Raw genomic sequence first — 13,839 nt, 5'->3', positions numbered from 1 at the left:
GAGACTTGTCGATGTTCATACTCTTGCTATTCTCAAGTGGTACGTAGTCGCAAAGAGGTAACATGCTTTGCCCGACAGAAATTGTTTATCTTTTAAATAAAAACTCTTACACACAAAACCCGCTCAAAGTGTATTATCTTGATGCATGGCGGTGTGACGGTTTCTACTTGATTATACAGAGTGAAACGTTCCCTGTCGAGGAAAATCAAAAAAGCCTCAAGGATTTGGTCAACGTTGTCAATGCTGATGTATTGTACTGTGCGAGCCAAGGAAGAAGCGGGTGCGCCTGCTGGTGGTGATAACCACAAAGCTCAGCACACCCACTTTGCTTCTGAGATTTACGCACAGAAAAGTACGCTCACAAAGATAACGTTCTAGTAGCCCTAAAGTTGTTCCTAACCTTCAAGTAGAAGTGCTTCGGGGTCCTCTATCAGTTCTTTGATCTTTACCAGGAAGCGTACTGCCTCGCTACCATCGACGATGCGGTGGTCGTATGAGAGCGCGACATACATCATCGGACGGATGACTACCTCGCCATTGAGTGCGATAGGACGCTGCTCAATCTTGTGCATGCCCAGGATTCCAACTTGTGGACCATTAAGAATGGGAGTCGAGAGCATTGAGCCAAAGATGCCTCCGTTAGTGATCGTGAAGGTGCCTCCTTGTAGATCTCCCAGCGAGAGAGTATTAGCGCGTGCGCGGCGTGCGAGATCTGCGATTTCACGCTCTATTTCAGCGAAGGACTTTCGATCCGCATCCCGTACAACTGGGACAACCAGACCCTCATCCGCGCCGACCGCGATTCCGATATCGTAGTAGTGCTTGATGACCATCTCATTGCCCTGGATCTCGGCGTTCAGGCGAGGGAATGCCTTTAGGGCCCCGACTACAGCCTTTGTGAAGAAGGACATGAAGCCAAGTGAGACGTTATGCCGCTCCTTGAATGCGTCCTTGCGGCGAGCGCGCACCTCCATGATCGCGCTCATATCGACCTCGTTGAAGGTGGTGAGCATGGCTGCTGTTTGCTGCACATTGACCAGCCGCTGGGCGATGGTCTGGCGGCGGCGTGACATGCGCACACGCTCTTCGCGTCCCGATGCGTCGGCTACAGGTTGGGGCGCAGGGGCCTGTAGGCGTGGAGCCGCAGGGGCCGCCTGGGGCTGAGGCTCCTGCGGGACCTTGATCGCTTTCATCTCCCCTGTGTTCTGCTCCATGTAATTGATGACATCCTCCCGGGTCACGCGACCATGAGGACTGCTCCCTTTGACCTGCGAGATATCAACGTTGTACTCGGCGGCAATTCGGCGCGCGAGTGGAGAAGGAGGGCGCTGTGATTCTACCGAGGCGGTCAGTGGCTGAGATGGAGTGCGCTCGGTCATCGTTCCGGATTTGGGCCTGGGCGCTTCGGCTGTGCTAGTGCCGTTGCTTGACGGCTTGACGGCTGCAGCTGCTTGTTCGCCAAGTATGCCGATAACTTCGCCAACCGAGACGGTATCACCCGTCTGCTTGACGATCTTCTGCAATACGCCATCCTGATCGGCGTTCACCTCAACGTTAATTTTATCGGTCTCAAGCTCAGCCAGTGTCTCGCCTTGGCGGACGCTTTCGCCCTCTTTCTTTAACCAGTTAGCGATGGTAGCATCGACGAGCGATTCTCCCAGGGTCGGTACACGAATCTCAGCGGACATGTTTCCCTCCGGTCTGTTTTATTGATATACCCGCGGCTTCCGCGATGAGCTGCTCTTGTTCGGCGCTATGGATATCCCAGAAGCCAGCAGCCGGGCTGGAGCGGTCGGGGCGCGCGATGACGCGAACGTCAACATTCTCTCCCAGCAGTTTTTTGAGGTGGGGCGCGATATAGGCCCAGGCCCCCATGTTATGTGGCTCTTCCTGCACCCAAAGGAATTCCTTGGCATTTGGATATCCCTCAAGTATCTTCTTCAAAGACCTTTTGGGGAAGGGATAGAGCAGTTCCACACGTATAATGGCGGTATCCTCATTGTGCATGCGGCTCTCATGTGAAAGCAAGTCGATTGAGATCTTACCGCTACATAAAACCACTCTGCGTACAGGCTCGCGCTTCTGGCTGGCGCGTGGGTCATCTATGACTGGCTGGAAACTCCCCTCTGTCAAATCGCTCAAGCGTGAGGAGGCGAGAGGATGACGCAGCAAGCTCTTAGGCGTCATAATGATGAGTGGGCGTGGATACCGCGAAAGTAAGTAAGCCTGCAGGCGGAGCAGATGAAAGTATTGTGCCGCTGTCGAGCAGTTGGCGATGCGCCAGTTGTCCTCGGCCGAGAGTTGCAGATAACGTTCAAGGCGTGCGCTCGAATGATCTGGCCCATTGCCTTCGTAGCCATGAGGGAGAAGCATGATAAGTGATGAGTCCTGCCGCCATTTGGCGCGGCCCGAGGCAATAAATTGATCTGTTATCACCTGTGCGACATTTGAGAAGTCACCATACTGAGCCTCCCAGAGTATCAGCGTCTCGGGAGCCTGGACGCTATATCCATATTCATAGCCCAGAGGGGCAACCTCACTCAATGGGCTGTTGAAGACGGTAAAGGAAGCGCGAGCGGTGGAGAGGCGTTGCAGCGGGAGGAAGGTCATATGTCCTTGTTTACTATGCAGGACCGCATGCCGGTGATTGAAGGTGCCACGTTCTGAGTCCTGACCTGTCAGGCGAATGGGCGTCCCTTCGGAGAGAATAGAGGCAAAGGCCAGAGCCTCGGCCTGTCCCCAGTCAATCCCACCATCTGGCCCAAGCGCATTGGCGCGCCGCTGGAGGATGCGTTCTAGCTTAGGGTGTGGGTGAAAGCTCTTCGGCCAGTTCAAGAGTTCTTCATTATAGAGATTCAGTTGTTCGGCACTCAGACGGGGGACCTGAATATCAATCGGATAGGCTTCCTGCTTGCGCTCGATCTCTACCCGTTCAATCTTCACCGCGCCATTGTCTGCCTCACGTTTGGCCTGCTCTAGTAAGCTAAACTCCTCCTCCCATAGGCTCTGGGCTTCATCCAGAGGGAGTACACCATCAGTGTCTAAACGCTTGGCAAAGAGTTCGCGCACGGTTGGATGGCTGCGAATGATCTCGTACATTTGTGGCTGTGTAAAGGCTGGTTCATCTCCTTCGTTATGGCCCCAGCGACGATAGCCAATCAGGTCGACTAGCACATCTTTATGGAAGCGGTCGCGATAGGCGTGCGCGATACGGACAGCGGTCAGACAGGCATAGGGATCATCGGCATTGACGTGGATGATGGGTATGCCAAAGCCTTTTGCCATGTCGCTTGCGAAGAGCGTTGAGCGTGAGGATTCGGGATCAGTTGTGAAGCCAAGCTGATTGTTGACAATAATATGGATGGTACCTCCCACCCAGTAGCCACGTAGGTGCCAAAGGTTGAGCGTCTCGGCTACGACGCCTTCGCCAGGGAAGGCCGCATCCCCGTGAATCTGGATTGGCAAGGTATGATCGACGTCTAGCAGGGGAGAGCCACGTAGGGCGCGAATCTCCTGTTCGGCTCGGGCCATGCCTTCGATGACAGGATTGACGAACTCCAGGTGGCTGGGATTGGGAGCCAGGATAACCTTCAGATCGACCGATGCGCCTTCGCCAAGCAAGTGCTCGGCTCCCAGGTGGTATTTCACGTCACCCGTCCAGCCATAGCCAAAGCTATCCGTGAGAGGTGTGCCTTCTTCATGGCGAGCGTGCGCGAATTCAGAGAAAATCGCGGCATAGCTCTTTTCCAGTACATGGGCCATCACGTTCAGGCGCCCACGGTGAGCCATGCCGATAATGACATTGCGAGTCTCCGAGTCCACGGCGGCGGAGATAATCTCATCTATCATGGGTACCAGGATATCGGTACCTTCTATAGAGAAGCGCTTTTGTGCGGTAAAAGTCTGGTGAAGATAGCGCTCAAAGGCTTCAACCTCTGTCATGCGCTTGAGTAGGCGACGGGCCTCAGCGGGCGAAGGTTGGCGATGATAGAGATGCAAGCCCACGGCATCACGTAGCCAGCCACGCTCATCCGGGCTTTTGACCTGATCAAATTCATAACTGATCGAGCCCGAATACATAGCGCGAAGAGCATTGATCGCTTCCAGGGCATTCGCGGCCCCTTCGGCGGAATGTCCACCAATGACATCGGGCGGCAATTGGGCCAGGTCTTCATCGCTCAGGTCATAGGTCGCAGAGAGTAGAGCGGGATCTCCTGGTGGTTCGCTGCCCAGCGGGTCCAGGTGCGCGCCGAGATGTCCTCGTTCGCGGATCGCCTGAGCCAACGAATAGGCGGCGACAATATGCGAAACATTGTGCTCTTGATCTTGAGACTGGGAAGCCACGACGCGGTTAGCGGATGGAACGGACGTCACAGGCTGCTCAGAGGAAGACCAGGAATCAAAGATGGCCCTGGTGGCCTCATCTATTGATGCTGGATTCTGTTGATAGCGTTCATAAAGTTCGAGAACGTAACCAGCATTAGGTCCATAGAACGTTTCCAGGTCGTGCATGGGTATTCCTTTTTCGTTGACACAAAACGCCTGGCATTGCTGCCCACACCCCAATGTGTCTCATCGTTGAGCCGGCCCCTTGTGTCGAAAGTCTTGGCATTGTATTCTACCACCCTCTATGGTATCATAGCTTTACAATACTTCAAACCGTTTAGGGTTGGCTCTCTCTGTCGCAATCACCTGATTTTGAAGAGACACACCGCCAGGCGAACCGGGTATATGACAAACCCCGGACTTTTCGGCCTCACATTGCCGCTTATGTGTGGGCGATGATTCATTACTTTTTCTACGAATAACCATCTATCATCGTCACTTTTCGTCAAAACGGGCATTATGTCTGAGGTAAATACGACTGGCTAGAATTCTCTACAGAGAGATGCATATCCACTGGTGGATATACTGACTATATATATCGCCAGATACTTGCATGATGTGAGTCACATAGAGGCCTTGAAGGAGCCAGTACGCAAACCACTTCTGTCGCAGAGAGCCTGGATATGGTGCGACCAGGCACAGAGCGGTTCGCCGAATATCACTCCTGAGCCGCCTGTCGAAAGAGGCACCCTCATCTTGAGCGTGACCTTTTGTAGATCAGGCCGGACCCTTCCCGTTACCATGAAGGTCGTAATCCTGTGCGCCGCTCAATGGCTGGAGTCGTGTACGGAATACGCGAAACCGAGTGAGTCAGTACGTTACTTCACTACGTCGTCTGGCTAATAAGGGTGGTACCGCGGGAGTTCCCTCTCGTCCCTGTGCAGGACGAGGGGTTTTTTATTGGGATTTTTTGGGGGTTTTTAACAATAACAGGAGCACAGAAGGGTGAAGACGAAGCTACTGTATCAAACAAATAGCTATACGTATGAGTGCTCGGCGAAAGTTGTTGCTGTATCTGGCGACGAGGTTGCGCTAGATGCCACTATCTTCTACCCTGGTGGCGGTGGTCAGATGGCTGACAGGGGAACGCTGAGCTGGGATCAAAGTGCCTACCAGTCTCACATCATTGCGATCAGCAATCGCAATGGCGTTGTCTGGCATACGCTTGACTATCTCCCGCCACACAGTGGCACCGAGGTCACTGAGACTATCGATTGGAATTTTCGCTATCGTTCTATGCGCACACATACGGCTTTTTTGCTGCTCTGTAGTGTTATCTGGAGGGAATTTGGCGTCCAGGTATCTGGTGGGCAGATCTATCCTGATCGCGCTCGAATGGATTTTGCGATGGAGTATCTGGAGAAGGATCGTATTGTCGAGTTAGAGCAACGGGTTAACGCGGTCATCGAGGCTGATCATCCAATTCATACGTATATGCTGCCTCGCGAGAAGGCATACGCGCTTTCGGGGCTGGTGCGCGCCAAGATGAACCTGCTCCCGCCGCATCTGGAAGAGATACGTATGGTCGATATAGTGGGCTTCGATCTTCAGACTGATAACGGTACACTGGTCAATCATACACGCGAGATCGGCGGAGTCCAGATTATGCGTAGTGAGAACAAAGGTAGATTGAATAAACGCCTGGAGATTGTGCTCAAGGATGCACTTTGATCGCTCCCGGCTTTGTATACATAGACGGTTTTGGTGCAGAGGAGGTTACTGTGTCAGTTTCATCTACGGTCTTTCGTCCGGTGATGACGGCGGATCGCGTCAATTATCCCGCCCTGGAGCGCTCTATCCAGCAATGGTGGGATGAGCATGCTGTACGCCAGCAATATCTAAAGAGGAATGAGCAGAGTACGAAACGCTATTCCTTCCTGGATGGTCCAATCACCGCGAACAATCCCATGGGTGTGCATCATGCCTGGGGCCGCACCTATAAAGACCTCTATCAGCGCTTCAAGACCATGCAGGGCTATAAACAGCGCTATCAGAATGGTTTCGATTGCCAGGGACTTTGGGTTGAGGTTGAGGTTGAGAAGTCGCTGGGCTTGCAGACCAAGCGCGATATTGAGGCCTATGGCATCGCTGAGTTTGTGGCGCGTTGTAAGGAGCGAGTCTTCAAATTCGCGCAGGTGCAGAGCGACCAGTCGGTGCGTCTGGGCTACTGGATGGATTGGGGCAACGACTATTACACGCTCTCTGACGAAAACAACTACACTATCTGGCACTTTCTAAAGCAGTGCCATGAGCGGGGCTTGATCTATAAAGGTCACGATGTGATGCCCTGGTGCCCACGCTGTGCTACGGGCCTCTCTAACATGGAGATGGAGTCAGAAGGCTATAAAGAACTGACGCACCTGAGCCTGTATGTGCGTTTCCCGCTCATTGATAAGCCAGGCGAATATCTGCTTGCCTGGACCACAACGCCCTGGACTCTGGCGGCGAATGTCGCTGCGGCGGTCCATCCAGACCTGAATTATGTGCGTGTGGAGCAGGATGGCGAATACTATTATCTCGCGGAGCAATTGCTTCCCGTCCTCAAGGCCCTCAAGGGACGCGATAAGGGTGACTATCGTGTGACTGAGACGCTCAAGGGGCATGACATGGTGGGCTGGAGATATCGCGGGCCTTTCGATGAATTGCCAGCAGTACAGGGCATCGAGCACAAGGTGGTGCCGGGTAAGGATGTCAATGCCAGTGAGGGTACTGGTATCGTACATACCGCGCCTGGTTGTGGACATGAAGACTTCCTGTTGGGTAAGGAATTCGGCCTGCCAATCATTGCACCCGTCGATGAGTTTGGCGTGTACATAGACGGCTTCGACTGGCTCACGGGCCAGAGCGCGGCTAGTGTGGCGCAGCAGGTCGCGGAGAATCTCACGCAGAAGGGCCTGCTCTATCGACCCCAGAATTACAAGCATCGCTATCCCACTTGCTGGCGCTGTAAGACAGAATTGATCTTCCGTCTCGTCGATGAGTGGTTTATCTCAATGGATCAGTTGCGCCAGGAAATCATGGAGGTCGTGAAGCAGATCACCTGGATGCCTGCGTGGGGCTATGACCGTGAGATGGACTGGCTGCGCAATATGGATGATTGGATGATCTCGAAGAAGCGCTACTGGGGCCTGGCTCTGCCAATCTTCGATTGCGCCGCGTGTGGACATTTCGAGGTGATTGGTAGCAAAGAGGAGTTGCGCGAGCGAGCTGTGTCCGGCTGGGAGGATTTTGAGGGGCACACGCCGCATCGACCCTATGTTGACGCGGTGAAGATTAGTTGCGCGCAGTGTGGGGCTGAGGTTTCACGCGTTAAGGATGTGGGGAATCCCTGGCTGGATGCGGGTATTGTTCCCTATTCGACACTTCACTACCTGACTGATAACGCCTACTGGCAGGAGTGGTTCCCTGCTGAATTCGTGACTGAGTCGTTTCCAGGTCAGTTCCGCAACTGGTTCTATTCGATGCTGGTCATGAGTACAGTGCTCAAGAATAAACCACCCTTCCAGAAACTCTTCGGCTATGCGACCGTCTTTGGTGAAGATGGCACGCCAATGCATAAGTCCAAGGGCAATCTGGTGGTCTTTGACGAGGCTGCCGAGCGAGTCGGCTCGGATACGATGCGTTGGCTCTTTAGCAACCATGTGCCAGAGCAGAATCTGAACTTCCCGAATATCCCCACGCCAGAGGAGATGGAGAAGTCGGAGCGCACGGGCCTGCCCGTTCGTCTGAGCGAGAAGTGGATGTTGGTCCGGCGTACACTTGACAAGATCTGGAATGTGTACTGGTTCTTTGTCACCTACGCCAACATCGATAGCTTCAATCCTGGTACACAACACCTCGCTGTCGAGAAGCGTAGCGAGTTGGATCGTTGGATCATCTCGGAACTGCATACGACGATTAAGACAGTGACGCAGGGATTGGAGCAGTACGATACGAACCGTCCCGCTGAGGCGGTACAGGAGTTTCTAGAGGACCTCTCTAATTGGTATCTGCGCCGTAGCCGCGAGCGTATCTGGAAGTCCGAGATGGACGACGACAAGCTTGGCGCATTCCTGACGTTGTACGAGAGCCTGACGACACTGGTTACGCTCCTGGCTCCTTTTATGCCCTTCCTCGCGGAAGAGTTGTATCAGAATCTGGTTCGTAGTGTAGATACACAGGCTCCCTTGAGCGTGCATCTTTGCGACTGGCCTCAGGCGCAGGAAGCCTTGATCGATGAGCAGTTGGCTCGCGAGACGCACCTGGTGATGCGTATCGTTGGCCTGGGACGTGCCGCGCGTGAAAAGGCACAAATCCGTGTACGTCAGCCACTCAAGACACTTCAGGTTCGCGTGCCTAGCCAGGAAGAGGAAGAGGCGCTCCAGCGGCATAAAGAACAAGTGCTGGAGGAACTGAATATTAAGAGTCTGCGCATGATGCGTAGCGATAGCCGAATGCTGGCTTATACGCTCAGGCCGCAGGTCAAGATTCTGGGTCCCAAGTATGGGCAGGTTGTACAGAAGATCCTGGCCTATTTTAAGACTCTAAGTGAGCATGAGGCACAGGAGGCGGCCCAGACACTTCAGACCCAGGGAAAGCTCGACCTGACCTTTGGTGATGCCCAGGTTTCGCTTACACCTGAGGAGGTGCAGGTAATCTCAACGGCTCGCCCAGGCTATGTTACCGCTGAGGAACATGGCTATATCGCGGCGTTAGAGACTACCATCACGCCCCAATTGCGTGAGGAGGGTCTGGTACGAGACCTGACTCATTTCGTTCAGGATATGCGTAAGAAGGCTGGTTTGAACATTGAGGATCATATCGGCCTGGCCCTTTATGCTGATCCCGATTTGGCGAATATTATCCTCCACTATTCTGATGAGATCCAGGCCGAAACCCTGGCGAGCAACCTGCTAATTTCGGTGAGTGAGGCAAAGGATAAGCCCTCTTTCCCCGAGATGTATCGCGAGACCATCGCACCTACCGAAGCGAAGAAGCTGGAATCGTACACAGTCCTGGTTGTCCTTGGTAAGCAGTAGCGTCTAACCAGGGGCTTGTCGCTGCTCGCGTGATAAAAAAGAGTGGTTAAACAATTGTTTTCGCGAAAACAATTGTTTAACCACTCTTTTTTAGGTGTAATTGTATGAGTGCGTCACCCTTGTTACACACGGACGTATATGTTTGTGGGTATGAAAGTACTCCCAGCGAGCTTTTGCTGTATCTATTCCGGTCGGTTGGTTCTATCATATATATGGCGAATGAAGCATGGCAGAGATTATTGATGTGCTGTTACTACCATCTTCTACGCTGCGGTATTTTGGTGATGGCAAAAGTATCTATTACAAGCAGAATAGCGGTGCAGGGGTATCGATTTTATTCCTGTTTCATGCTATACTGTACGGGCTGCCTATGGCTGCAGAGTTACAGCCAAGGGGTGTAGCCAGAAAACGAGATTTGTATTATGCATAGAAAAGAATCCTCATACCGAGATGACGAGCAAGGCGCCCATAATCCTCTAGACAATGGGAATAAGAGCACTCAACCAGAAGACTATCAGACGAACGGGACTTCTGCTCCTGAAACCTCTAAAAGGAAGAATCAACATAAAAGGGCTGCTGACCATTATCGCTCTCTTCGTGGGAAGGGAAGGCCAGAGACCGAAGACGAACGTCTCCTACGGCGTCCTACACAACCCCTGATAAAACCCACTGAACCTCTCCCACGTGAGCGTGTTCGCCAGGAAGAGCATGCCTATGAGCGTGCCGTCAACTTTGACTTTACCATTACCGATCCCTGGCGCGTTATGCGCATTACCAGCGAGTTCATCAATGGCTTTGATGCTCTCGCCCATATTCCTCCTTCGGTTGCCATCTTTGGTTCAGCGCGTACACAACCAGGTGATCCTGTGTATCATGCCGTGAGCGAAACTGCGCGCTTGCTGGCGCGGGCGGGCTTTGGCATCATCACTGGTGGCGGCCCGGGGGTGATGGAGGCCGCGAATAAAGGCGCACAAATGGGCGAGAATGTCTCTATTGGCTGCAATATCGAACTCCCTTTTGAGCAATCATCAAACCAGTACCTGGATATTGATCTAGAGTTTCGCTACTTCTTCGTGCGGAAGACGATGTTTGTCAAGTACTCAAATGCGTTCATCATCTTCCCCGGTGGCTTCGGTACGATGGATGAGCTATTCGAGGCGCTCACACTTATTCAGACCAAGAAGGTGAGCAACTTTCCGGTTATCCTCTATGGTTCCAGGTATTGGAGCGGTCTCATGAATTGGATTCATGATACTATGCTCCCCGATGGGAAGGTATCGCCGGAGGATCTCGATCTTTTGCGTCTCTCGGATGACCCCGAAGAAATTTGTGCTCTTGTGTGCGAGGCCTACGAGCGCAATCAAGAGCTTGAGAAGGAAGATCCCAACCGCGAGAAGTCGATTCGCTAGCCATAACTACAAACTCTAAGCAAGAGAGGTGCCAAAGCTTTTATTCAGGCCTTGGCACCTCTCTTGTGCGTTTTCTCTATAGCCGGTTACTCTTCCGGAGCTTGTGAGGCCGTAGCAGCATTGGTCACATCAGCCTGTTCACCTGGACGCCATTTGAGGACAATTGTGCTGAGTGGAGGGAGTGTGAGCAGGATTGAATGCGGGCAGGACTGCCAGAAGCGGGGAGCGCTGGGCATAGGCTGATCGTTGATTATGCCGCTTCCGCCATAGCGCAGGTCGTCGCTATTGATGATCTCGTAGTATTCGCCCGGATGGGGCACACCAACGCGGTACCCATAGCGCGGCACCGGTGTAAAGTTACTGATGAATATCAAAGTCTCCTCGTCGCGGTGGCCTCGACGCATAAAGGAGATGACGCTATTATCTGAGTCGTGACAATCAATCCAGGAGAAGCCCTCCCCCTCGTAGTCGCGACTGCTAAAGGCTGGCTCTCGCTGATAGAGGGTGTTGAGATCACGTACAAAGTCCTGTAATTGTATGTGATGTGGATCGCTGGGGGCATCGAGCAGGTGCCAGTCCAGGCTCTCTTTATAGTTCCATTCGTGCCACTGTCCGAATTCGCCACCCATGAAGAGAAGCTTCTTTCCAGGATGGCCCCACATGAAGCCATAGAGCGCGCGCAAGTTCGCGAAACGCTGCCAGAGATCGCCGGGCATTTTGGTGAGCATAGAGCCCTTGAGATGCACGACCTCATCATGTGAGAAAGGCAGAATGAAGTTCTCGCTATACGCGTACATCAAGGCGAATGTGATATTGTTGTGGTGGTAGCGGCGATGAATGGGATCAAGATGCGCGTACTCCAACATATCATGCATCCAGCCCATATTCCACTTGAAGGAGAAACCAAGACCTCCAACGTAGGTTGGACGAGAGACCAGGGGCCAGGAAGTTGATTCCTCAGCGATGGTGATTGCCCCTGGAACATGCTTATAGACAGCCTCGTTAAACTGGCGTAAGAAGTCTACTGCTTCCAGGTGCTCGCGCCCTCCATACTGATTGGTGATCCACTGCCCCTCGGGGCGCATATAGTCCAGGTAGAGCATGGAAGCGACCGCGTCCACACGTAGACCATCTATATGATATTCGCTTAGCCAGAAGAGGGCACTTCCAATCAGGAAGTTACGCACCTCGCTACGTCCGTAGTCAAAGACATAGGTGCCCCAGCCTGTGTGCTCACCTTTGCGCGAGTCAGAGTACTCATAGAGATGTGTGCCATCGAAGTAACTCAGCGCATGTCCATCTTTGGGAAAGTGTGAGGGAACCCAGTCCAGGATCACGCCAATCCCTTGCTGATGCATGTAATCGACGAAGTATTTGAAGTCCTCTGGTGGACCGAAGCGACTTGTTGGCGCGTAGTAGCCAGTGACCTGGTAGCCCCAGGAGCCGTCGAAAGGATATTCGGTGATTGGCAGAAGTTCGATATGGGTAAAGCCAAGCTTCTTGACATAGTCCGCTAGCGCTACGGCTAGCTCACGGTATGTCATAAAGCGATCTTCCTCGACCGCCCCCTCCTGGTGGCGTTCAGGAATATGTCGCCAGGAGCCAAGATGTACCTCGTAGATAGATATTGGAGAGTTCAACTTTTGTCGTTGCTCTCGCTGCGCGACCCAATCTGCATCCTGCCAGGTGTAGTCGGAGATGTTCGCGACGACACTGGCGTTATTGGGGCGTAGCTCAAAGCTCAGGCCATATGGATCAGCTTTATCAACATGATAGTTATTGAAGCGTGAGCAGATTGCATATTTATAAAGAGTACCAATTGAAAGACCAGGAACGAAGCACTCCCAGACCCCAAGGTCATTATGTCGCAATTGCATAGGTGTGGCTTTGCGGTCCCACTGGTTAAAGTCGCCAATCACAGAGACGGCTCGCGCATTGGGAGCCCAGAGCGCGAAGTTGACACCCTGAATGCCATTAACGGTACGTGGGTGCGCACCCATCTTTTCATAGATTTGATAGTGAGTACCTTGCCCAAAGAGATAGAGATCGAAATCGCTAAAGATAGAAGGCGCGTCTTGCATCGGCTCTATTGTAGTGGAGGAGAGTGGCTTCTCTTCTGGAGTTTGAGATGTGTGTGATACTGACATGCGTGAAAGTCCTTATTTAGTAGTATCTCAACGGTTACACATTTTTAGCATAACAGATCGGACAAACTCATTGCGTCTATCCAACCCGGAGTGTAGGGAAGTGTTGTGTTTTGCACGATTCTCCCCGCCTTTTGGCACAAGAATGTGATAAGCGCCTTTCAGCTTCACTATATCACATTTTATTGCAATCATTTAGATGCCCTGATGACCTGTGGCGATTGATATTGTAGGGCTTCAGGACCCATCTTTGCGCGTAATGGCAAGCGCTTGAGCGCTGAGAACTCTTATCCCATGTGTGACACCAAAGAGGCGGCTCTTGCGTGTTTTCAACAAAGCGGGTTTTGTTTGTTATTCGAAAACCTGAGCGTCCGTGACATTGGGTTTCGGAGAAACCCTTAAGCAAACCCGAATCTGGTTGAAAGGGTGATCGAAGATGACAGTGAACATAAAGCATGCAAAAGAGCGTCTACAAGTTAAAGAGAAGGAACTTCAAGAGAGCATCGCCGGGCTGACCGAAGCGTATCCCGAACCAGTCGATTCTTCTCAGGCGGATGAGGGCCCGCAAGAGTTTGAGGAAAAGGCTGTCGATTTTCTGGAAACACAGCAAGAGCAATCAATCATGGTCAATCAGCAAGCGCTTTTGCAGCAGGTCACAGACGCGTTGAAACGCATCGAAGATGGTACCTATGGTCGCTGTATAGATTGTGGAAAGCCTATACCCGAGAAGCGCCTCGAAGCCCTTCCCTGGGCTGCGCGTTGTGTGCAGGATGAGGAGAAGCTTGAGAAGCAGAATTTGAGCCGCGAAGACCTCTATGGCGATAAATGGCAACCCTGAGGAGTGGGATAAGAGGGTTTGTAATCAGGAATGGGTATTTGTGG

Annotated in this window: 7 protein-coding genes and 1 other annotated feature; of the genes, 4 read left to right on the top strand and 3 right to left on the bottom strand. The window is 52.6% G+C overall.

The features are described from left to right. Positions 1 to 395: 395 nt before the first annotated feature. Positions 396 to 1,688, bottom strand: a complete 1,293-nt coding sequence (gene odhB, locus K3T82_RS03280) for a 2-oxoglutarate dehydrogenase complex dihydrolipoyllysine-residue succinyltransferase (protein WP_220192065.1) — start codon at positions 1,686 to 1,688, stop codon at positions 396 to 398. Next, a complete protein-coding gene (locus tag K3T82_RS03275; RefSeq protein ID WP_220192064.1) occupies positions 1,678 to 4,512 on the bottom strand; it encodes a 2-oxoglutarate dehydrogenase E1 component in 2,835 nt (944 codons plus the stop codon). Before K3T82_RS03275 ends, odhB begins: the two co-directional genes overlap by 11 nt. Before the next feature lie 441 nt (positions 4,513 to 4,953). Then, positions 4,954 to 5,267, top strand: a binding site (T-box leader). Positions 5,268 to 5,331: 64 nt separating this feature from the next. Between K3T82_RS03275 and K3T82_RS03270 the strand changes: the two genes are divergently transcribed. The 3 genes from K3T82_RS03270 to K3T82_RS03260 all read left to right on the top strand — a co-directional run bounded on the left by K3T82_RS03270 (position 5,332) and on the right by K3T82_RS03260 (position 10,813). After that, on the top strand, positions 5,332 to 6,057 hold the full coding sequence (locus K3T82_RS03270; protein WP_220192063.1) for an alanyl-tRNA editing protein: 726 nt from the start codon (positions 5,332 to 5,334) through the stop codon (positions 6,055 to 6,057). 50 nt (positions 6,058 to 6,107) lie between these two features. Continuing rightward, complete coding sequence (ileS, locus tag K3T82_RS03265) at positions 6,108 to 9,404, top strand: isoleucine--tRNA ligase (RefSeq protein ID WP_220192062.1); 3,297 nt, start codon at positions 6,108 to 6,110, stop codon at positions 9,402 to 9,404. Positions 9,405 to 9,826: 422 nt separating this feature from the next. Beyond that, positions 9,827 to 10,813, top strand: a complete 987-nt coding sequence (locus K3T82_RS03260) for an LOG family protein (RefSeq protein WP_236030978.1) — start codon at positions 9,827 to 9,829, stop codon at positions 10,811 to 10,813. An 86-nt stretch (positions 10,814 to 10,899) separates the two neighbouring features. Here K3T82_RS03260 and glgB read toward each other — a convergent pair whose 3' ends face one another. Continuing rightward, on the bottom strand, positions 10,900 to 12,960 hold the full coding sequence (gene glgB / locus K3T82_RS03255) for a 1,4-alpha-glucan branching protein GlgB (protein WP_220192061.1): 2,061 nt from the start codon (positions 12,958 to 12,960) through the stop codon (positions 10,900 to 10,902). A 433-nt stretch (positions 12,961 to 13,393) separates the two neighbouring features. On the opposite strand from glgB, the gene K3T82_RS03250 reads away from it, so the two are divergent. Further along, complete coding sequence (locus K3T82_RS03250; protein ID WP_220192060.1) at positions 13,394 to 13,795, top strand: TraR/DksA family transcriptional regulator; 402 nt, start codon at positions 13,394 to 13,396, stop codon at positions 13,793 to 13,795. Positions 13,796 to 13,839 lie beyond the last annotated feature (44 nt).

Source organism: Ktedonospora formicarum, from assembly GCF_016587355.1.
Lineage (GTDB): Bacteria > Chloroflexota > Ktedonobacteria > Ktedonobacterales > Ktedonobacteraceae > Ktedonobacter > Ktedonobacter formicarum.
The sequence above is the reverse complement of the archived record's forward strand: the minus strand, read 5'-3'. Positions and strand labels throughout refer to the sequence as shown.

Excerpts from the sequence above, each read along its gene's own strand:
- odhB (WP_220192065.1), bottom strand. The coding sequence starts at position 1,688 with ATGTCCGCTGAGATTCGTGTACCGACCCTGGGAGAATCGCTCGTCGAT.
- K3T82_RS03275 (WP_220192064.1), bottom strand. The coding sequence starts at position 4,512 with ATGCACGACCTGGAAACGTTCTATGGACCTAATGCTGGTTACGTTCTC.
- K3T82_RS03260 (WP_236030978.1), top strand. The coding sequence starts at position 9,827 with ATGCATAGAAAAGAATCCTCATACCGAGATGACGAGCAAGGCGCCCAT.
- glgB (WP_220192061.1), bottom strand. The coding sequence starts at position 12,960 with ATGTCAGTATCACACACATCTCAAACTCCAGAAGAGAAGCCACTCTCC.
- K3T82_RS03250 (WP_220192060.1), top strand. The coding sequence starts at position 13,394 with ATGACAGTGAACATAAAGCATGCAAAAGAGCGTCTACAAGTTAAAGAG.